The organism is Enterococcus sp. AZ009 (genome assembly GCF_050548785.1).
Lineage (GTDB): Bacteria > Bacillota > Bacilli > Lactobacillales > Enterococcaceae > Enterococcus_D > Enterococcus_D entomosocium.
Genome location: NZ_CP172960.1, coordinates 2,100,283 through 2,120,829 on the forward strand (window position 1 = coordinate 2,100,283; position 20,547 = coordinate 2,120,829).

Here is a 20,547-nt window from a genome sequence, read left to right on the forward strand (position 1 = left end):
GCTTGCCTCTTATCGCTTTGCTAGTTCTTCTTGCAACAGCTTGTTCACAACGCCTGGATTCGCTTGTCCTTTGGTTGCTTTCATGATTTGACCAACTAAGAAACCAACTGCGCGGTCTTTTCCGTTTTTAAAGTCATCGACGGATTGTTGGTTGTTATCTAATACTTCATTGATCATTGGTAGTAATTGCGCAGGATCTGATAATTGGATCAATCCTTTGGCTTTTACGACTTCTTCAGCGTCGCCGCCGTTTGTGATCAATTCTTTGAAGACTTTTTTCGCAATCTTCGAACTGATGGTGCCATCGGCGATCAAACGAATCATTCCCGCTAAATTGTCTGGGGTTAATTTTGTTTCTGGCAGTTCCAATTTTTCACTGTTCAGATACGCTGAAACTTCCCCCATCAACCAGTTAGAAGCTTGTTTGGGATCAGCACCGGCATCAATGGTTTTTTCAAAGAAATCGGACATTTCTTTTGATAAAGTCAAGACCATTGCATCGTATTCTGGTAAGCCCAATTCAGAGATGTAACGGGCACGACGTTTTTGCGGCATTTCTGGCAAGCTTTGACGTACCCGTTCGATCCATTCATCATCGATCACAAATCGTGGGATATCTGGTTCTGGGAAGTAACGATAATCAGAAGAACCTTCTTTGACACGCATCAATAAAGTTTTGCTGGTTGCTTCATCAAAACGACGAGTTTCTTGTTGGATCTCGCCTCCAGAAAGCAATACTTTGGCTTGACGTTTTTCTTCAAATGCTAAACCTTTTTTCACGAAGGACATAGAGTTTAAGTTTTTCAATTCTGTTTTTGTTCCGAATTGTTCTTGGCCGTAAGGTCGCAACGAAATATTGGCGTCGCAACGCATGGAACCTTCTTCCATCTTCACATCAGATACTTCTGTAAACAAGATGATTGAGCGCAATGCTTCTAGATACGCATATGCTTCTTCTGGTGAACGCATATCTGCTTCGGAAACGATCTCGATCAAAGGGGTTCCTTGACGATTTAGATCAACATAAGAATAACCGCCTTTGCCGTGCATGTTTTTCCCGGCATCTTCTTCCAAATGAACTCGCTCAATGCGGATTTTTTTCTTTTTACCTTCCACTTCGATTTCAATCCACCCATCATGACCTATCGGTTGATCGAATTGTGAAATTTGATAGGCTTTTGGATTATCAGGATAGAAATAGTTTTTGCGGTCGAAATGTGTTTCTTTTGAGATTTCACAATTCAACGCAAGCGCAGCTTTCATCCCAAATTCGATAGCCGCTTTGTTCATTACTGGTAAAACACCTGGATAGCCCCAGTCGATCACATTCGTGTTGCTATTTGGTTCAGCACCAAAGTGAGCAGGTGCTGGAGAAAAAATCTTTGATTCTGTTTTTAATTCTACGTGGACTTCAAGCCCAATGACTGTTTCGAAGTTCATGCCTTATACCCTCCTAAAATCACTGGTTTTTTCGTGTGGAAATCAGTTGCTTGTTCAAAGGCATAAGCCGCTTTATACATGGTTGCTTCATCAAAATGTTTCCCAATGATCTGCAAGCCAACAGGCAGTCCTTCAGAAAAACCTGCTGGGATCGACATCCCTGGCAGTCCTGCTAAGTTCACAGGAATGGTTAAAATATCATTTAAGTACATGGTAATTGGATCATTGATATTTTCTCCAATACCAAATGCTACCGTTGGTGATGCTGGACCAATGATCAAATCGTATTGGCTGAAAACCTTATCGAAATCTTGTTTGATCAACGTCCGAACTTGACCGGCTTTTTTGAAGTAGGCATCATAGTAGCCAGCACTTAGTGAAAAAGTGCCCAACATGATTCGGCGTTTGACTTCTTCCCCGAATCCTTCACTTCGAGAATTGATATAGACATCTTCTAGATTGTGGACATTTTCTGAACGGAAACCGTAACGGATGCCGTCAAAACGCTGTAAATTAGAACTTGCTTCAGAAGAAGCGATGATATAGTAAACAGCTACCCCATATTTTGAATGTGGTAAGCTGACTTCTTCCACGGTCGCTCCTAACGCACGGAAAGTGTCTGCTGCTTTTAAGATTGCTTCTCGAACGCCTTCTTGGATCCCTTCACCTAAGTATTCTTTTGGCAAAGCAACTTTCATGCCTTTGATATCACCAGTCAAACCTGCTGTAAAATCAGGAACAGCTGTCCCGGCTGACGTACTATCTTTTGCATCAAACCCACTGATGGCATTTAATGCGATGGCATTGTCTTTCACACCACGGGTCATCGGACCAATTTGATCTAACGAGGATGCAAACGCGATCAGACCAAAACGAGAAACCCGTCCATATGTTGGCTTCAGCCCGACGATTCCATTGAAAGCTGCTGGTTGGCGAATCGAACCACCTGTATCGCTACCTAATGATAATGGGACTTGTCCCGCTGCAACGGCAGCCGCCGAGCCACCTGATGAACCACCAGGTACTTTTGTCTCATCCCAAGCGTTTTTCGTTTTCTTAAAGAACGACGTTTCGGTACTTGCGCCCATGGCAAATTCATCCATGTTTAACTTACCAACTGGAATCATGTCTGCTTGGTAAACTTTGTCCATGACTGTTGCATCGTAGATTGGGTCAAAGTTGCCTAAAATTTTAGAAGCCGCTGTTGTGCGTAGATCTTTCGTAACAATGTTATCTTTGATCCCAATGGGAATCCCAGCCAACACATTGCTTTCAGTGATACCTTTTTGATCGATAGCTTGCGCTAACGCATGGGCTTTTTCTTCGTTCAATGCAAGAAACGCATCGACTTTCGGCTCTGTTTCTTTAATGCGAGCAAAGGTTTCGCTCGTTAGATCTGTCGCAGTGATTTCTTTTGATACTAATAAGCTATGCAATTCTTCTAAGCTTTTATTATATAGTTCAGTCATTAGGCACCCGCCTCCCCATTGTCAATGATTGCAGGCACTTTAATAAAGCCTTCTTCGGATTCTGGAACATTTTTCATTAATTCATCACGGTCCCAGCCACCGGTCGTTACATCTTCACGCATCACATTGATCGTTTCTGCGACATTCGATGTAAAGGGTACTCCTGTAGTATCCACTTCTTCAAGTGTTTCTACCATATCAATAATTTTTCCTAGCTGAGAGGTAAACTCATGTAATTCATCATCTGAGAATGAAAGTTTTGCTAGTTTGGCAACGTGTTTGACTTGTTCTTCGCTGATCGCCATAAAATCCTCCTCTTTCTCGCATCCGTAATCTACGTTTACGTTTTTCCAATGTATTGTATCATTTTTTTAACAAATCATGAAATAGAATTTGAAAATTATCAAATATAATTGCAAATAAAAGCAGAAATCATTTCTTTCCTCGTACTGCAGGGAAGAAATGATTTCAATTAGACAAGAAGAAACAACTGCTTCTCGTCTGTGACAATACTTAAAAGTTATTGATCTGCCGAATGACTGCCTTCGATCGCAGCCACCATTTGAGCTTCATCCCAAACGGTAACGCCTAGGGACTGTGCTTTGGTCAGTTTACTGCCAGCCTCTTCCCCGGCAACAACGATATCAGTCTTTTTCGACACACTGCCTGTTACCTTCCCACCGAGATTTTCAATTCGTTCCTTGGCTTCTTCGCGGGTGAAATGACTCAATTTTCCTGTCAAAACAACTGTTTTCTCTTTAAATGGCGACTCCACTTCTTCCAATTGATCCGTTCTCAGCCCTAAATAAGCAAAGTTAACACCCGCTTTTTCAAGTTCATCTAAAAGGTCGTGAACTTCTTGATTGTCAAAATACGTAACGACACTTTCCGCAATTGTAGCACCAATGGTTTCCAACGAAATGATCTCTTCTTCTTTGGCTTTGATAAGGGTTCGAAGGTCACCAAAATGTTCCGCTAAAATCCGAGCCGCTTTGGCACCAACATGACGGATGCCTAGCCCGAAAATCAAGCGCTCAACTGAATTTTCTTTGCTTTGATGGATGGCACGCAAAAGGTTATTAGCTGATTTCTCTTTGATTTTATCGAGGGTCAGCAATTGTTCTTCTGTTAAAAAGTACAAGTCGGCCACATCTTTAACTAAGGATTTATCGAACATTTGCTCTAAAACACGTGGCCCTAAACCATCAATATTCATAGCATTTCGGGAAACAAAGTGGCTTAACCCCTCTTTGATCTGCGCCGGACACTTCGGATTGATACAACGCAAGGCAACTTCTTCATCTAAATGGATCAGCTCACTCCCGCATTCGGGACAATGTGTAGGCGATTCAAAGGGTTCACTTGTTTCCGTGCGTTTTTCTTCCAAGACTTTCGCAACCTCTGGAATAATGTCCCCCGCCTTATAGATGATGACCGAATCGCCAATGCGAATGTCCTTCATTTTAATGAAATCTACATTATGCAAACTGGCGCGGCTGACCGTCGTTCCGGCAACCCGGACAGGGGTCATAACAGCGGTCGGTGTCACAACACCCGTTCGTCCCACGGTCCATTCGATCGTTTCGATCACTGTTTCCGCTTCTTCCGGTGGAAACTTATATGCCGCCGCCCATCGGGGTGCTTTTACGGTAAAGCCTAACGCATCTTGATCTTTAAAATTATTGACTTTGATGACTACGCCGTCAATCTCATACGGGAGCTCACTGCGCTTGTCATGAAACTCTTCGATATATGCCCACACTTCATCGATGGTGTGGCACACTCTGCGTTCGTGATTTGTACGAAAGCCTAATTGATCCAGTTCATTCAATGCTGAAAATTGATCATTAGCTTCAATTGGACCAAAGTCAGCTAGTGTGTATAAAAAGGTGCTCAAGTTTCTTTGGGCTGCGATCCGAGTGTCTAATTGACGTAAGCTTCCAGCAGCTGCGTTTCTCGGATTGGCAAAAACCTCCACCCCTTCTTCTTCTCGCTGTTGATTCAATTTCAAAAACGAAGCCTTTGGCATATAGCATTCGCCACGAACTTCCAACGAGATCGGTTCTTTTAATTTCAGTGGGATCGATTTGACAGTCTTTAGGTTTTCTGTAATGTTTTCACCTACCGTACCATCTCCTCGAGTCGCTCCCCGAACAAAGCGCCCTTCTTCATATTTCAAGGAAATTGACAATCCATCGATCTTTAACTCGCAGACATAATCTACCGCTTTCCCCAATGCTTTTTGAACACGAGCATCAAAAGCCACGATTCCTTCTTTGTCAAAGACATCGTTCAGGCTATAAAGTGGGATATCATGGGTGACTTTTTCAAAGCCAGGTAAAATGATGCCGCCTACTCGTTGGGTGGGCGAGTCTTCGGTTATTAGCTGCGGATAATTGGTTTCAATTTCAACCAGTTCTGCATACAGCTGATCATAGAGATAATCTTCAACAGAAGGTTGATCTTTTACATAGTATTCGTACGCGTACTGATTTAATTGCGTACGCAGCTCTTCTGCTCGTGATTGGATTTCTTTTGAAGGGACATCCATCCTAATATCCTCCTTATTTTTCAACTTTTTCAATCGGCGCAAAGGCCGCCAACAGTCGTTTGACGCCTTGTTGTGGGAACGCCACATCTAATTCGATGTCTTGCGCGCTGCCAGTCGTCCGAACGACCGTACCGATTCCCCATTTTTTATGTTGAACTTTCTCGCCTACTTGCCATGTATTACCAGCTGCAGAGGTCTGTTGCTTAGAAGCGACGGTCGTTTGACGCGGCTGTGTATAGCTCGGTTTAAAGACTTTTGGTTGAAACGGTGCAGCAGCTCTCGGTTGTGAACGCTCGCCTAATGATTGCAGCAGATCTTGTTCAATCTCCTCGATAAACCGTGACGGACGATTGTATTGGGTACGACCGTATAATGTTCTGGAAAAAGCGTTGGTCATAAAGAGCTCTTCCTCAGCACGAGTGATTCCCACATAAGCAAGGCGCCGTTCTTCTTCGAGTTCGCTTTCTTCCATTAAAGCCCGAGAAAGCGGGAAGATATTTTCTTCCAAACCAATCAAGAATACCACTGGAAACTCCAGTCCTTTTGCAGCATGCAAGGTCATCAACGTCACTTGACTACTTTCTTCTTCATAACTATCGACGTCTGACAATAAAGCTAAGTCATTTAAGAAAACACTCAACTTCTCATCTGGTGCATCTGCATCGTCTTCGTTTTGCGCCTCAAATCGTTTATCGAATTCTTGGGTAACCGATAAAAATTCTTCCAGATTTTCAAGTCTAGCTTGTGCTTCTAAATTATTCTGGTTGACTAACTCTTGACGATAACCCGTCTTTTCTAATATTTCTTTCGTCAGTTCAGTTACTGAGAGGTAAGGAACCATTTGGGCGAAGCCATCCATCATCATCCCAAAGCTTCCTAATTCTTTGCCGGCCTTTCCAGAAATATTCGCCAACTCGACGTTCATGGCTGCTTCTAGCAATGACCACTCATGAAGATTCGCAAAATCTCGTAGTTTTTCGACGGATGTCGCACCGATCCCACGTTTTGGTACATTGATGATTCGTTCCAAGCTGATGGAATCACGAGGATTGGCGATCGCCGATAAATAAGCCAAAATATCACGGATTTCTTTGCGGTCATAGAACTTTCTGCCGCCGACCATCGTATAAGGAACGTTGGCTTTTAAAAGCATTTCTTCAATGATCCGTGACTGGGCGTTGGTCCGATACAAAATCGCAAAATCACCGAATTTACGGTTCTTTTCTGCAATTTGTTTCTGCATTTCACTGACGATAAATCGCGCCTCATCTCGTTCACTGTCCCCGCGATAATAAGTGATTTTTTCCCCATCACGATTTTCTGTCCACAGATTTTTGTCTGGGCGGTTGCGGTTATTTTTGATTACTTGGTTTGCCGCATTTAAAATCGTTTGCGTTGAACGATAGTTTTGCTCTAACAATATCGTTGCGGCATCCGGATAGTCTTTTTCAAAGTCTAAAATATTTTGCATGTTGGCGCCACGCCAACCGTAAATACTTTGGTCCGCATCCCCAACGACACAAAGATTTCGAAAACGAGCGGCCAATAAATTGACTAGCGTGTATTGGGCATGGTTGGTATCTTGGTATTCATCGACATGGATATAGTGGAATTTCCGTTGATAAAATTGCAGCGCATCTTCATTGTCTTGGAAGAGGCGGATCGTATTCATGATTAAATCATCGAAGTCCATGCATTGATTATTACGCAGCTCTTTTTGATATTTTTCATAACAACGACCTACGATTTGCTCAAAGAGACTACCTTCCATGGCTTGGTAAGCTTCAGGTGTCAACAGTTCATTCTTTGCATGAGAGATCGTTCCCAAAATAGAACGAGGATCATATTTTTTGGGATCGATATTCAATTCTTTTAATACTCGTTTCATCAGCGTATTTTGCTCAGAAGAATCAATGATAGTAAAATTCTTCGAATAGCCGATTCGATCAACATCCCTGCGCAAGATTCTGACACACATCGAGTGGAAGGTTGAAACCCAAACGTCTTCACCACCCGATCCTAATAGTTGACTGACCCGTTCTTTCATTTCACGTGCCGCTTTATTCGTAAATGTGATGGCTAAAATATTCCATGGATTTACATTTTTTTCTTCTATTAAATAGGCGATTCGGTGGGTTAGGACACGGGTCTTCCCGCTTCCTGCCCCTGCCATCAGCAGCAACGGCCCTTCCGTATGCATAACGGCTTCTTTTTGCCGTGGATTCATGCGTTTAAGTAATTCACTTTTGGATGACATGCTTTTAAACATCCTTTCTTTCTCAATCTTCTCAATTATAGCATTATCCGTGAATGGGGAAAACCGAACGCTTTGAAAACTTTTAATTAAAAGCGCTTTGATTTTAGTACTCACGATGCCATCAGTTTTGAAAGAAAAAAGTCAGTCGGTTGTTTGTTTACATAATAAAAAGGCTGTAAACTTACCAGCCTCTTATTATGACTATTGAAAGAGATCAGCTAAAGTATTTCTCTACTAGCTTTTCATTCACATAGATTGACACTTGCCCATCATTGACCGGGAAAACACCTTTTCCGGTATCATCTAAAACAACTTTCGCTTCATTATTTCTCAATATATCCACGAAGGTCTCTCCACCATGGATCGCGCTGATGGTCATTTCTTTTTCCGCACCTTGAGCATTGGTCATCACGACCGCCAATCCAGAAAGCTCATGTTCATAATCGCCCGTTAATACCCAGCCAATACAATTAGGATCATCGAAATAATCGACTTGATTCCCAAATGCAAGCTTCTCTCGAAGTTTTAACATATGGATCAAAGCATCACCAACAGGAGCGATTTCTTGCGCTGGGATTCCGAATAAGTCACCCCAGAAAACAACCGGTACACCCGCTTTTCGTAAAAGGATCAATGAATAAGCATGGACTTTAAACCATCCGTCTATCCAAGATTGTAAACTTTGTCCGACTTGCGTATCATGATTGTCTACAAAAGTCACGGCATAATCTTCGCGCGCGGCAGTCAGTGTACCGGCAAAAATTTGACTCATATCATATTCGCCATTCGAGTGAGATGCTTCATATAAATTATAGTGCAAAGGCACATCGAATAAATAAATCAGATTTCCTGAAGAATCTAAATACTCTTCTAATTTTGGCAGATCCCCTGACCAATATTCTCCGACAACAAATAGTGGTTTGCCTTTTTCTTCCCGACGATTCAAGATCCAATCTGCGTAATAGTTGAACTCAATGTGTTTCACCGCATCTAAGCGATAGCCATCAACACCGGTCAACTCTTGGTACCATTGCCCCCATTTATTGAGCTGTTCCACCGTTTCAGGATTTTCCATGTCCAGATCACAACCCATTAAATAGTCGTAATTACCCATTTCATCATCCACTTGGTTTTCCCAGCCCTTATCAGCGAAGTTAAAAATCCCGTGGTCTTTGTTGCGATCATCATAATCGACACCAGAAAAATTATGCCAGGTCCAGACATAGTCATTGTAAGTTCCTTTACGTCCTGGGAAAGTGAATTTAGTCCAAGCTTCGATCTCTTCTTCATCACTGATCGGTTCATTGCGGTTTTCGGTATTGTATTTAACCGCCGGAACGACCTCCTTTTCATCGGCGCCGATCAAGTGATTAAAGACGATATCGGCATAAACCTCAACTCCTTGTTCTTGTAGTGCTTTGATGGCTTCCAAATACTCATCCTTGGTTCCATATTTTGTTGGCACCGACCCCTTTTGATCGAATTCGCCTAGATCATAATAATCATAGACACCATACCCAACGTCTTCGGACCCAGCTGTCCCTTTATAGGCAGGCGGCAGCCAAATTGCGGTAAATCCATACTCTTTGATTTCTTTACTCATTTCTTTCAATTTGTTCCAGTGCTGGCTATCTGCCGGCAGGTCCCATTCGAACCCTTGTAAAATGACTTTGTTATTCATTTATTTATCCCCCCTTAATTCAATTAAGCCAAATAATAGTAAAAATTGTCAAATATAAGGACAGCAATCTCAGGAAAATGAAGGTTACCATGACCGTTTGTGACCGATTTCTATTATTCACGCTTTCATTTTGAATGTTTTTTACTGTTTATGATTGATTTTGAATGAATCATATGTTACTATGGCAGGTGAAGAGGTGATGTAAATGCTTACAGAGGAGCGGCATCAAGCGATTTTGGCACGATTGGATCAAGAGGAGATCGTCAAAGTCAGTGAACTGATCCAACTGCTGGATGCTTCAGAGTCAACGATCCGCAGAGATCTCCAAGAACTGGAAGATAAAGGGTTTCTAGTTAGAATTCACGGCGGGGCCAAAAAAAGCCAGCAATTAGGTTTTGAACCCAACATGTCTGAAAAAAAAGCGAAATTTCAAACGGAAAAACAAAAAATTGCTCGCGCAGCCGCACAAACGATCAAAAATGGTGAAGTCATTTATCTAGACGCAGGAACAACGACCCTTGAAATGATTCCTTTCTTATCGTCCATCACAGCGCTGAAAGTTGTCACGAACTCCGTCAAGCACGCTTCCCTACTGATTGATCACGGGATCGACACCATGATTTTAGGGGGAACCATTAAGATAGCTACGAACGCTGTGTTAGGAATCAATGCCGGTGAACAGTTGCGTAAATTGCGCTTTAACCGCTGTTTTATGGGCATGAACGGTGCTCATTCGGAAGCTGGTTTCACCACACCCGATCCTGAAGAAGCCCTGATCAAACAGATTGCACTAGAGCACAGTCAACAAGCCTATGTCTTGCTAGACCATTCCAAGTTTCAGCAAACAACTTTTGCTCAAGTTGCTTTTATTGAAGGTGCAACGATCATCACCGATTATTGCCCAAAAAACTATTTAGCGAAATTCAGAGCAAAAACAACCATTATGGAGGTAATACAATGATTTACACAGTAACACTCAATCCATCGATCGACTTTATCGTCCACGTCGATCATTTGGAGATCGGTGCCCTTAATCGAATGAAACAAGACTTTAAACTACCTGGTGGCAAAGGAATCAATGTCTCACGTATTTTGAAGCGAATTGGCATCTCCTCGACTGCCCTTGGTTTTGTTGGCGGATTTACTGGTCGTTTTATTGAAGAGTGGCTGACCAAAGAGGAAATCAACAGCAATTTTACGCAAGTCGCTGCCGATACCCGGATCAATATCAAATTAAAATCCGGCGAAGAAACAGAAATCAACGGCCTTGGTCCAGTCATTCAAGAGCAAGAAATCGCTGAATTGAAACACCAATTAGCCGCTCTTTCTGCCGAAGACATCGTCATCCTATCAGGAAGTAAACCAGCTGGTCTTCCAGCCGACTTTTATAAAGAATTGATCAAAATCGTTAAAGAAGCTGGTGCAGAATTTGTCATTGATACGACTGGTGCGGAACTATTTGATGCCTTATCCGATCAGCCTTTGCTGATCAAACCAAATAATCATGAATTAGCGGAACTTTATGAAACTTCTTTTTCAACAATCGAAGATATTTTGCCTTATGGCCAAAGAATGCTAAAGGATGGCGCTAAAAATGTCATCGTCTCTCTAGGTGGTGATGGTGCCCTGCTCTTTACTGGCAATGAGATCTATCGCTCCAATGTGTTGAAACGACCTTTGAAAAATTCAGTTGGCGCTGGAGATTCCATGATTGCTGGATTCATTGGGCGTTATGCAAAGACCAAAGATGTGGTTGAAGCATTCAAATGGGGAGTCGCTTGTGGCAGTGCCACTGCGTTTTCAGATGATTTAGCTGAGGCGTCATTTATCGAAGAATTACTACCGGAAGTCATAATTGAACAAGTGAATCTATAGGAGGATGGAAAAAATGAAAATCAATGAGTTGATGCTGAAAGATGCCATGATCATGGACTTACAAGCAACAGACAAAAAAGGTGCCATTGATGAAATGGTAGCAAAATTATATGCTGTCGGACGAATTTCAGATATCGAGGTCTACAAAGAAGGAATTCTTGCCCGAGAAGCTCAAACATCAACAGGGCTAGGTGACGGCATCGCAATGCCTCATGCCAAAAACAGTGCGGTCAAAGAAGCGACGGTCTTATTCGCAAAAAGTAATGCGGGTGTTGACTATGAGGCGTTAGATGGACAACCAACGTACCTCTTCTTTATGATCGCAGCACCAGAAGGAGCAAATGATACTCATTTACAAGCATTAGCAGCGCTATCTCGCTTGTTGATCGATCCAGATTTCGTTGCTAAATTAAAAACAGCGACGACTGCTGATCAAGTACAGCAACTTTTCTCAGAAGCTGAGGCACAGCAAGAAGCCGATGCTTTAGCAGAAGAAGCGGCAAACCAAGAAGCAGCACTTGCTAGCGAACGTCCCTATATCGTCGCAGTTACAGCTTGCCCGACAGGAATCGCCCATACTTACATGGCAGAAGATGCTTTGAAAAAGAAAGCCAAAGAGCTGGGTGTTGACATCAAAGTCGAAACAAATGGTTCAGAAGGAATCAAAAATCGTTTAACAGAAGCTGATATCGCCCGAGCTGCTGGTGTGATCGTAGCTGCCGATAAAAAAGTTGAAATGGATCGCTTTGACGGTAAACATTTAGTAAACCGTCCTGTGAGCGATGGTATCCGTAAGACCGAGCAATTAATCAATGAAGCAATGAGCGGAACTGCTCCTGTTTTTCACGGTAGCGGCCAAGCTTCTGATAAAGAGGACGCTTCAGCTGATGGTTCAGTCGGTCAACGAATCTATAAAGATTTGATGAATGGTGTTTCTCACATGTTACCATTTGTTATTGCCGGTGGAATCATGATCGCTATTTCCTTCATGGTGGACCAGTTCATGGGTGTCCCTCAAGATGCCTTGAGTCAATTAGGAAACTACAACCAAGCAGCTTCTTGGTTCAATCAAATCGGTAGCGCGGCATTTGGTTTTATGCTACCTGTCTTAGCTGGTTTCATCGCTTCAAGTATCAGTGACCGACCTGGATTGATCGTCGGTTTCGCAGCAGGTGCCCTAGCAAATACGGGTGGTGCTGGATTCTTAGGAGCATTGATTGGCGGTTTCTTAGCTGGTTATGTCATCAAGTTCTTGCGTTCATTATTCAAAGGTTTACCAAAATCATTAGAAGGAATCAAAACGATCCTCTTCTACCCTGTTTTCGGCCTATTGATCACTGGCTTCTTGATGTTACTGATCAACGTGCCAATGAAAGCCATCAATGACGGTTTGAATAGCTTCTTGACTGGCTTAAGTGGTACCAACGCCGCTTTACTTGGTGCTTTGTTAGCAGCAATGATGGCAGCCGATCTAGGTGGCCCAATCAACAAAGCCGCTTATGTTTTCGGTACTGCAACATTGGCAACGACCGTTGCTGAAGGTGGTAGCGTCGTGATGGCATCTGTAATGGCGGGCGGAATGGTTCCTCCATTGGCAATCTTTGTCGCAACGTTATTGTTTAAAAATAAATTCACCAAAGACCAAAAAGAAGCTGGTTTAACAAACATCGTCATGGGGCTATCCTTCGTCACAGAAGGTGCGATCCCATTTGCAGCAGCAGATCCATTGCGGGCGATCCCAAGCTTTATCGTTGGTTCTGCACTGACTGGTGCGCTTGTCGGTGCCTTTGATATCCAATTAATGGCACCACATGGTGGGATCTTCGTTGTTCTATTATTATCTAAACCAATTTTGTTCTTGCTATTCATCTTAATCGGTGCGATCGTTTCTGGCGTTGTATTCGGTTTGTTGAAAAAAGCGCCTGAACAAGCTGCCTAATTGAAAAAGACCCGCAAGATCCTCGTGATCTTGCGGGTCTTTTTCATTCTTGATTGGTAAAGAGCTGCTGTTCGACTAGCTTTTGGGTATTCATAAAATACACTCGAAGTTTCTTGCCATTCTTTTTTAGATTGACCCACGTATATTTGCGCGTGCGGTGCAAATACCCAAAATGAACATCCGGCATCGCTGCTTTCAATCCGTCTATCGGCAGCTCCTTCAAGGCTGTTTCTGGTAAATAAAATTGTAAGCAAGCTGTGTAGTCTTTAAAGCGATCCTCTGAGTAATCAATTTCGAGGTGATTCCGAATATAAAAGGCATATGCCTCGACCCCATCATCTACAGTCAATTCCGGTTTTAATACAATATAATCCATCATGCGCAACCGATCTTGGTCGATCCAAGGAAAATACGCTTGTGCATTCAAGTAACCTTTCACCCGTCGCTCCTGGTACTCTTCGTTCACCAAATCGAAGCTTCGAGTGACGAAATGTGTCGCGTTACGCTTAGTCGTCGGCTGCAGCCGATCATTTTGGTACTGGATGGTTTGGATCAATTGGTCGCCAAAGGCGTACTCAATATATGGTTCCCTCAAAATACCGACGCCATTATCCCATGTCAATTGATCGATCCCAGTTTGATCGCGAAACAAACGCTGGTATGAAAGATTCAACTCGTGATCCCACTGAAACGGATCGCGATACAATTCCACCATCACTATTCCCTGATCTCTAACTTGGACCTGCTCGACTTGTTGCGCATCCGTAATGATCACCTGAGGAATAATACGGGCATAGAATACCGAAAAGTACATTCGCCAACAAGAGGTCAGTGTGTAGCCATTGTAAAAAACATCGTACCCAGCAAATTGATTGCAATCAATAACGATCTCTTGTTCAAAATTTTTCCGCTTCGGTAACGCGTTGATTTCAGCAATCGATTGAAAATTTTGTCTTTTCTCGATTCGCTCGACGTTATGCATCAGGTACTCATCATATGAACGCAAATAGCCAAACAATCCATCTCTTTGCATCGTTTCATCGAAGTAACTTAAAATCACTGTTTTCTGTGTGGAAAATACGTCTTTCGTAAACAGGTGCCGTTGTAAAACAGCCTCTTGAATGATATGGATACTGGACTCATTTTGGCCGTCCGTCACAATCAATTCAGTATTGATTTCTTCAGGGGCGCTATGCAGCAGTTGACTGACCTCATCAAAATCATAAGATTTCTTTTCTTGCTGATTGTAATAGTATTCCGTCGGCTGATAGCTAAGACGAACCAAAGCGAACCAATTTTCAATCAACAAACGTAACTGTGATGCTTCCATTTGTGTCGATTGTAGAAAGCCGTAAATTTTTTCAGTTTTGATCATCGCTATCCCTCTTTTCTATCCCCTTTCTTTAATTATAGTAAAGGGAGAAACGATTGAACACTATTTCGCTTTTTTTTGGTGAAATCTACGACCGTTCGTGGTAAACTAAAGGCGCTTGGAGGTGAACCTTATGGGCTTAAAATTCCAACGAGAAGACTCGCTAGATAAAATGTTTGATGATTTTGCCTTTCTTCCCGATAACGACAAAGACAATAAAAAGCAGGAAAAGGACATTGAGCGTTTCTTAAAAAACGAACCTGATGATGAAAAAGAGCAAAAAAAAGCAAATAATATAAAAAAAGCAGACTAACAAAAAAGGCACAGGACTGTGAGGTCCTTGCCTTTTTTACCTTTTTAGCTAAGAAATGAGCGACCAAATCAACTTATCTGGGAGAATTAGAATCTGATCCTCCTTCTCACATTACAACTCTTCATATAAAACACTTTGCCGTAAGCGAATCAAGCCGATAATCACCAGACAAAGAATGAAAACGACGCCTGCTAGGATCGTGACCACAAAGCCAGCTACCACGATTGGGGATTGAGTAAAGCGAATCATTGGTTCAAAAAAAGTGGTTTTGATCAAATCCGGGATGTCTGTCGCTAGCAGTTGCTGAATCGCATGATTGAAATCCTTTGCCGTTGCACTCGATGGCAAAACAGCCATAAAACTCCCTACACCATAATTTGCAACTCCAATCCATGCAACAGCAACATTTCCTAATGCAAGTAATCCGATACCAACATTTCCAACAACAACCGATCCAACGGCGATATTTCCTATACCAACGAGCAAGGCAAAACAGAAATGACCAAAAGCGAACGCGCCGATGCTGATGGTCCCGATTGCCAACGCGCCAAAGGACATAACACCGATCGATAGCAGTCCCAAACTGATAAGCCCCATAGCAATGACCCCTTTGGCTTTAACGCCAAGACAGAACCAGCCAGACGCAGTGGGTACCTCTTTCATCAGAACAAAAAACTCTCGAACGCTCGTCACTTGATTCAGTAATAAGAATAAATTGGGAATCAAAATGTGCATTAACGGAAGCCGTAGAACCCTCCGTTCACTTTTGTATTCATAATAGTAGGTTTCTTTCTTTTCTTTTAATAGCTCTTCCACTGGAGTGCCTAATAAATCGGCGAGACGAACCAATGTCTCGATGTCTGGCAAACCATTTCCTCGTTCCCATTTTGAAATGGCCTTATCAGAAACAAATAACCTCGCAGCTAATTCCTTCTGGGTTAAGTTATGTCTTGATCGATAGTCTTTTAATTTTTTACTTAATGTTTCATGCATTCGACCACACCTCCTTGTTACAAGTTTAACAAATATTAAGGAGATTTTCGCTGAAATTGGGCAAATTTGGCACTCTACGCTCCGTAGAATAGCCTAAATCCCCAATTTTTACTTTTAAAAAGCAAAAAAACGAAGGGAGCGACTTGCTCGCTTCGTTTCTTTATTCAAAATTATTTGATTGCTGCTTCGATGGCTTTCCATGCTTCTTCTTTTCCTTGTTTGGTAATGGAAGAAAAAAGAATGAACGTATCAGCTGGATCAAAGGACAACGCTTTTTTGATCATACTTTCATGCTTATTCCATTTCCCACGAGGGATTTTGTCTGCTTTGGTGGCAACAACGATCACAGGGATCTCATAATACTTTAAAAATTCATACATTTGAACATCTTCTTGGGAAGGTGCATGGCGCAAATCTACCAAAGATACTACTGCTCGCAGCTGCTCTCTTTGTTCGAGGTACGTTTCAATCATTTTTCCCCATTTTGCTCGCTCGGTTTTTGATACTTTTGCATAGCCATAGCCAGGGACATCGACAAAATGCAGCGTATTTTCAATCAAATAAAAATTCAATGTTTGGGTTTTCCCCGGTTTTGACGAGGTTCGGGCTAAGTTTTTACGGTTAATCAATGTATTGATAAAGGAAGATTTACCGACATTGGAGCGCCCTGCTAAGGCAATCTCCGGTAAGGGTGTATCTGGGTATTGTGCTGGTGAAACAGCACTAATGACGATCTCAGCTTCATGTACTTTCATTGGATCGCTCCTTTTCATTTTTTTCAAAAAGAAAGCCGGATAGCAATGAAACTATCCGACTTGGTCTCGATTAGACTGCTTTTTTTGTCTCTTCATTGTAAATGATTTTTGGTTCGCCAAGTCCTTTCGCAGCTTCTTCCGTAATAGTGACTTTTTGAATCGACTCATCAGAAGGAACATTGAACATGACTTCCATCATGATATTTTCGATGATCGAACGTAATCCACGAGCACCGGTGTTTCGCTCAATTGCTTGCGCAGCAATCGCACGTAAAGCCTCTGGCTCAAATTCGAGTTCTGTGTCATCTAATGCCATCAATTTTTGATATTGTTTGACAAGGGCATTTTTTGGTTCAGTCAAAATATGCACTAAATCATCTACCGTCAATTTCTCTAAAGCAGCCATCACTGGCAAACGGCCGATAAATTCAGGGATCAAACCGAATTTAAGCAAATCTTCAGGAATGATCTGTTGCATCACGCTCTCGCCTTCTTCAAGACGTTTGTTGTTTGTACCAAACCCAATGGTTTTTTCACCTAAGCGGTTTTTAACAATTGTTTCGATCCCGTCAAACGCCCCACCAACGATAAAGAGAATATTGGTCGTATCGATTTGGATCATCTCTTGATGCGGATGTTTCCGTCCCCCTTGAGGCGGCACACTAGCAGTGGTTCCTTCTAGGATTTTCAGCAAAGCTTGCTGAACACCTTCACCGGAGACATCACGAGTAATCGATACATTTTCACTCTTACGGGCGATTTTATCGATCTCATCAATATAGATAATCCCTTTTTCAGCCATTTCTACATTATAATCAGCAGCTTGTAAAAGCTTCAAAAGAATATTTTCCACATCTTCACCGACATAGCCGGCTTCTGTTAAACTGGTTGCATCAGCGATTGCAAAAGGCACATTCAGTGAACGTGCTAGCGTTTGTGCCAAAAATGTTTTACCTGAACCTGTTGGCCCGATCAAGCAAATATTGCTTTTCTGTAACTCCACATCTTCAGCTGTCGTTTCTACATTGACGCGTTTGTAGTGATTATAAACCGCTACAGCCAATGTTCGTTTGGCACGATCTTGTCCAATCACATATTCATTGAGGACATTCAATAGTTCTTGCGGTTTCGGCACTTCGGTAAACTCCCGAACTGCTTCTTCGTAAAACTCTTCATCAATGATTTCTTTGCACAAATCAATGCACTCATTACAGATATAGACCCCAGGCCCTGCAACGATCTTTTTCACCTCTTCTTGCGTTTTTCCGCAAAAAGAACAACGAACAGCTTCATTACCGTTTGTATTATCGTACATACTGTTCACCCCTTGAAAATTTTCCAACCTATTTAAAGGAGTGGAATTTGGTTTACTAACTTTGCAGTCTTAAACAATCATATCATAACTTTTTTGAAAGAAAAAGTCATTTTTACTTTGCCTAACGTTTTCTTATCATTTGTTAGTAATTCCGAAATATCCCCTATTTACTCCCATGAAAAAACGGCCAACACCACTAGATGTTCGCCGTTTTTAAGAGTTTTGACTACGCTTCTTTTGCAGTGCCTGTTACAAGTTCAACTGCTTTTTTCATTGTAATATCGTGTTTCAACATGTCTTCTGTTAAGACGCGTTTGATTTGATCCACTGGCATATTGTAAGCTTCAGAAAGTTCTTTGATTTCTTTTTCGATATCTTCTTCTGTTGCTTCCAAACCTTCTTCTTTAGCGATTGCTTCAATGACAAGGTTTGTTTTCACGCGTGTTTCTGCTTCGCCTTCAAATTGTGTGTGAAGATCTGCTTCAGTTGAACCAGTTAATTGATAATACATTTCAGGTGAGATTCCTTGACGTTGCATATTGTTCAAGAACTCATCCATTGAACGGTGTACTTCATCATGTACCATTGAATGTGGTAATTCAACGATTTCTGCGTTTTCAACTGCTTGACGGATCGCAGCTTCATCTTTTGCATCTTCTGCTGCTTTTTCTTTTGTTTCAGTCAATTCAGCACGATATTTTTCTTTTAATTCCGCTAATGATTCAACGCTGTCATCAACGTCTTTTGCGAATTCATCATCTAATTCAGGAAGTTCTTTTGCTTTTACTTCGTGAACCGTTACTTTGAAGACTGCTTCTTTACCAGCTAAATCTTCTGCTTGATAATCTTCTGGGAAAGTCACGGTAACGTCTTTGCTATCGCCAGCTTTTGTTCCTACTAATTGTTCTTCAAAACCAGGGATGAATGAGTTTGAGCCAAGTTCAAGTGAGTAGTTTTCACCTTTGCCGCCTTCAAATGTTTCTTCTCCTAAGAAGCCTTCAAAGTCGATAACGACTGTGTCGCCATTTTCAGCTGCTTCGTCTTCTTTGATAACTAATTCAGCTTGTGCTTCTTGTTCGCGTTTGATGCGTGCATCAACGTCTTCTTCTGTTACTTCACGGTCTTGTTTTTCAACAGTTAAATCTTTGTAATCACCAAGTTTTACTTCAGGTTTTACAGTAACTTCTGCTTTGATTACCCAGTCTTGACCTTTTTCCATGCTGTCAACGTCGATTTTTGGTTGCGAAACAGGATCGATCCCTGCTTCTTTTACAGCAGCTTCATAAGCTTCTGGAAGAACAGCGTTCAATGCATCTTCATACAACGCTTCTTCGCCGTACATACGGTTAAATACTTGGCGTGAAACTTTCCCTTTACGGAAGCCAGGTACGTTAAGATTGCCTTTCACTTTATTGAATGCAGTCGTCAAGCCTTTTTGGATTTCCGCTTGAGCGATCGTAAATGTCAAAACACCATCATTGGTGCCTGTTTTTTCCCATTTTGCAGTCATTTATTTCCCTCCGAATATTAATTGATTTACATATGAAATAGCTTCATGCATACCTTTAAATAGTACACTAACGTTGTTTAATTGTAAACATTTTACCATGAAAGTTGCGAATTTTTCTTTCAGCGAATGCTCAAACGTAGGATATTGCGCAAGTGTCGTTTGCGTTCTTCTATTTCATTGTCTGCTTTTGGCTGTTCTTTTTCTTCAAATAACCCGCGATAATCTTCAATGTAGCTTGCCACCCATGCGTTTGCCTCTTCTTTTGCCGGTAAAAACGGGTAACTTATCGCTAAATGATCATCGATTTCTGCTGAGACACTTTCCGCTAAAATCGGGTCCTCTTGGGCGATCGTTTCTTCGATCGCTTTATGGATCGCTTTAACAGCGTCATCCTCCTGTAAAAGTTTCAATTCTTTCGGAACGATTTGCTGCATATTCCCAAGGTAATCGATTAGGTCAAAAGGTTCGTCCACTTCAAGACGCACGAGCTCATCCACTAATTTAGGTAGCAAATACGGATTTTTGATGGAAGCCAACGTGTCATGCATCAGCGAGATAAATTGTGATTTGGTAATTGCTTGGGTAAAAACGTGCCACTCTGTTGCACTCACCGGTTGATTGGCTTCATCTAATGCGCGTAAATGCTTGCGTTTCCCATGAAAATCTTCCAATCCTAAAATTTGTTGTACTTCTTCTACTTTAGCTAGTTCACTAGCCAACTGTTCCTGATAGCGTTTTGGAATTTTTGTTTTCTGACCTAATGTAAGCCAGCGCCGAGTTTTTAAGTATTGACCATCCAAGATCAGCAGATGACCAATTTGTAAAAAACCATCAGTTTGTTTCAAATAATCATCTAGATAGTCTTCCGCAAGATCTAAAGCTTTGGCAAAATCATTCAGCTGTTGCAAGCATTCCACGAGCCATTGATTGATCTCAAAACTGGCGTTTTTTTGATAAAGTTCATTGTACAAACGAAAAGCCTGCAAAAACTCTTTTGACTGGTAGGCTTTTTCTGCCGCCAGACGAAGCCGCTCATTTGGTCCCGGGAAATCAATCGTCTCACCCATTCACGACCCC

16 protein-coding genes are annotated in these 20,547 nt (G+C 42.0%); 4 read left to right on the plus strand and 12 right to left on the minus strand.

Annotated features, from left to right (window positions below):
* Positions 1 to 9 precede the first annotated feature (9 nt).
* From gatB to IGJ74_RS10180, 6 genes are all read right to left on the minus strand, one after another.
* Positions 10 to 1,440 carry an Asp-tRNA(Asn)/Glu-tRNA(Gln) amidotransferase subunit GatB gene (gene gatB, locus IGJ74_RS10155; protein WP_005225979.1) on the minus strand — a complete coding sequence of 477 codons (1,431 nt, stop codon included), beginning with the start codon at positions 1,438 to 1,440 and terminating at the stop codon, positions 10 to 12.
* Positions 1,437 to 2,909, minus strand: a complete 1,473-nt coding sequence (gene gatA / locus IGJ74_RS10160) for an Asp-tRNA(Asn)/Glu-tRNA(Gln) amidotransferase subunit GatA (protein ID WP_061054217.1) — start codon at positions 2,907 to 2,909, stop codon at positions 1,437 to 1,439. The genes gatB and gatA overlap by 4 nt, the downstream gene beginning before the upstream one ends.
* Positions 2,909 to 3,214, minus strand: a complete 306-nt coding sequence (gene gatC / locus IGJ74_RS10165; protein WP_005225977.1) for an Asp-tRNA(Asn)/Glu-tRNA(Gln) amidotransferase subunit GatC — start codon at positions 3,212 to 3,214, stop codon at positions 2,909 to 2,911. Before gatC ends, gatA begins: the two co-directional genes overlap by 1 nt.
* A 215-nt stretch (positions 3,215 to 3,429) precedes the next feature.
* Positions 3,430 to 5,460, minus strand: coding sequence for an NAD-dependent DNA ligase LigA (ligA, locus tag IGJ74_RS10170; RefSeq protein ID WP_218193072.1), 2,031 nt, complete (start codon positions 5,458 to 5,460; stop codon positions 3,430 to 3,432).
* Between the two features lie 13 nt (positions 5,461 to 5,473).
* Positions 5,474 to 7,717, minus strand: coding sequence for a DNA helicase PcrA (pcrA, locus tag IGJ74_RS10175; protein WP_061054219.1), 2,244 nt, complete (start codon positions 7,715 to 7,717; stop codon positions 5,474 to 5,476).
* A gap of 214 nt (positions 7,718 to 7,931) precedes the next feature.
* On the minus strand, positions 7,932 to 9,398 hold the full coding sequence (locus IGJ74_RS10180; protein ID WP_016611862.1) for an alpha-amylase: 1,467 nt from the start codon (positions 9,396 to 9,398) through the stop codon (positions 7,932 to 7,934).
* Between the two features lie 205 nt (positions 9,399 to 9,603).
* Between IGJ74_RS10180 and IGJ74_RS10185 the strand changes: the two genes are divergently transcribed.
* From IGJ74_RS10185 to IGJ74_RS10195, 3 genes are read left to right on the plus strand one after another with little or no spacing between them, the layout of a single operon-like run.
* A complete protein-coding gene (locus IGJ74_RS10185) occupies positions 9,604 to 10,359 on the plus strand; it encodes a DeoR/GlpR family DNA-binding transcription regulator (protein ID WP_061054220.1) in 756 nt (251 codons plus the stop codon).
* Positions 10,356 to 11,273 carry a 1-phosphofructokinase gene (gene pfkB / locus IGJ74_RS10190; RefSeq protein ID WP_008380122.1) on the plus strand — a complete coding sequence of 306 codons (918 nt, stop codon included), beginning with the start codon at positions 10,356 to 10,358 and terminating at the stop codon, positions 11,271 to 11,273. Before IGJ74_RS10185 ends, pfkB begins: the two co-directional genes overlap by 4 nt.
* A 13-nt stretch (positions 11,274 to 11,286) precedes the next feature.
* A complete protein-coding gene (locus IGJ74_RS10195; protein ID WP_218193073.1) occupies positions 11,287 to 13,212 on the plus strand; it encodes a fructose-specific PTS transporter subunit EIIC in 1,926 nt (641 codons plus the stop codon).
* 43 nt (positions 13,213 to 13,255) lie between these two features.
* Here the strand turns inward: IGJ74_RS10195 and IGJ74_RS10200 are convergent, their stop codons facing one another.
* On the minus strand, positions 13,256 to 14,587 hold the full coding sequence (locus tag IGJ74_RS10200) for a hypothetical protein (protein ID WP_016620053.1): 1,332 nt from the start codon (positions 14,585 to 14,587) through the stop codon (positions 13,256 to 13,258).
* A 130-nt stretch (positions 14,588 to 14,717) separates the two neighbouring features.
* On the opposite strand from IGJ74_RS10200, the gene IGJ74_RS10205 reads away from it, so the two are divergent.
* Positions 14,718 to 14,897, plus strand: coding sequence for an SPJ_0845 family protein (locus IGJ74_RS10205; protein ID WP_008380128.1), 180 nt, complete (start codon positions 14,718 to 14,720; stop codon positions 14,895 to 14,897).
* A gap of 111 nt (positions 14,898 to 15,008) precedes the next feature.
* Here IGJ74_RS10205 and IGJ74_RS10210 read toward each other — a convergent pair whose 3' ends face one another.
* The 5 genes from IGJ74_RS10210 to IGJ74_RS10230 form a co-directional block, all read right to left on the minus strand.
* On the minus strand, positions 15,009 to 15,890 hold the full coding sequence (locus tag IGJ74_RS10210) for a helix-turn-helix transcriptional regulator (protein ID WP_086373007.1): 882 nt from the start codon (positions 15,888 to 15,890) through the stop codon (positions 15,009 to 15,011).
* A gap of 170 nt (positions 15,891 to 16,060) precedes the next feature.
* On the minus strand, positions 16,061 to 16,645 hold the full coding sequence (gene yihA, locus IGJ74_RS10215; protein ID WP_008382206.1) for a ribosome biogenesis GTP-binding protein YihA/YsxC: 585 nt from the start codon (positions 16,643 to 16,645) through the stop codon (positions 16,061 to 16,063).
* Between the two features lie 70 nt (positions 16,646 to 16,715).
* Entirely contained in the window at positions 16,716 to 17,960 is a 1,245-nt protein-coding gene (gene clpX, locus IGJ74_RS10220; RefSeq protein WP_005235713.1) for an ATP-dependent Clp protease ATP-binding subunit ClpX, read from the minus strand.
* 226 nt (positions 17,961 to 18,186) lie between these two features.
* Complete coding sequence (gene tig / locus IGJ74_RS10225; RefSeq protein ID WP_005235710.1) at positions 18,187 to 19,470, minus strand: trigger factor; 1,284 nt, start codon at positions 19,468 to 19,470, stop codon at positions 18,187 to 18,189.
* A 119-nt stretch (positions 19,471 to 19,589) separates the two neighbouring features.
* A complete protein-coding gene (locus IGJ74_RS10230) occupies positions 19,590 to 20,537 on the minus strand; it encodes a hypothetical protein (protein ID WP_101699066.1) in 948 nt (315 codons plus the stop codon).
* Positions 20,538 to 20,547: the final 10 nt, after the last annotated feature.

What these genes read in the sequence shown, in the direction of transcription:
- gatB (WP_005225979.1), bottom strand. Translation starts at nt 1,440, where the DNA reads ATGAACTTCGAAACAGTCATTGGGCTTGAAGTCCACGTAGAATTAAAA.
- gatA (WP_061054217.1), bottom strand. Translation starts at nt 2,909, where the DNA reads ATGACTGAACTATATAATAAAAGCTTAGAAGAATTGCATAGCTTATTA.
- gatC (WP_005225977.1), bottom strand. Translation starts at nt 3,214, where the DNA reads ATGGCGATCAGCGAAGAACAAGTCAAACACGTTGCCAAACTAGCAAAA.
- ligA (WP_218193072.1), bottom strand. Translation starts at nt 5,460, where the DNA reads ATGGATGTCCCTTCAAAAGAAATCCAATCACGAGCAGAAGAGCTGCGT.
- pcrA (WP_061054219.1), bottom strand. Translation starts at nt 7,717, where the DNA reads ATGTCATCCAAAAGTGAATTACTTAAACGCATGAATCCACGGCAAAAA.
- IGJ74_RS10180 (WP_016611862.1), bottom strand. Translation starts at nt 9,398, where the DNA reads ATGAATAACAAAGTCATTTTACAAGGGTTCGAATGGGACCTGCCGGCA.
- IGJ74_RS10185 (WP_061054220.1), top strand. Translation starts at nt 9,604, where the DNA reads ATGCTTACAGAGGAGCGGCATCAAGCGATTTTGGCACGATTGGATCAA.
- pfkB (WP_008380122.1), top strand. Translation starts at nt 10,356, where the DNA reads ATGATTTACACAGTAACACTCAATCCATCGATCGACTTTATCGTCCAC.
- IGJ74_RS10195 (WP_218193073.1), top strand. Translation starts at nt 11,287, where the DNA reads ATGAAAATCAATGAGTTGATGCTGAAAGATGCCATGATCATGGACTTA.
- IGJ74_RS10200 (WP_016620053.1), bottom strand. Translation starts at nt 14,587, where the DNA reads ATGATCAAAACTGAAAAAATTTACGGCTTTCTACAATCGACACAAATG.
- IGJ74_RS10205 (WP_008380128.1), top strand. Translation starts at nt 14,718, where the DNA reads ATGGGCTTAAAATTCCAACGAGAAGACTCGCTAGATAAAATGTTTGAT.
- IGJ74_RS10210 (WP_086373007.1), bottom strand. Translation starts at nt 15,890, where the DNA reads ATGCATGAAACATTAAGTAAAAAATTAAAAGACTATCGATCAAGACAT.
- yihA (WP_008382206.1), bottom strand. Translation starts at nt 16,645, where the DNA reads ATGAAAGTACATGAAGCTGAGATCGTCATTAGTGCTGTTTCACCAGCA.
- clpX (WP_005235713.1), bottom strand. Translation starts at nt 17,960, where the DNA reads ATGTACGATAATACAAACGGTAATGAAGCTGTTCGTTGTTCTTTTTGC.
- tig (WP_005235710.1), bottom strand. Translation starts at nt 19,470, where the DNA reads ATGACTGCAAAATGGGAAAAAACAGGCACCAATGATGGTGTTTTGACA.
- IGJ74_RS10230 (WP_101699066.1), bottom strand. Translation starts at nt 20,537, where the DNA reads ATGGGTGAGACGATTGATTTCCCGGGACCAAATGAGCGGCTTCGTCTG.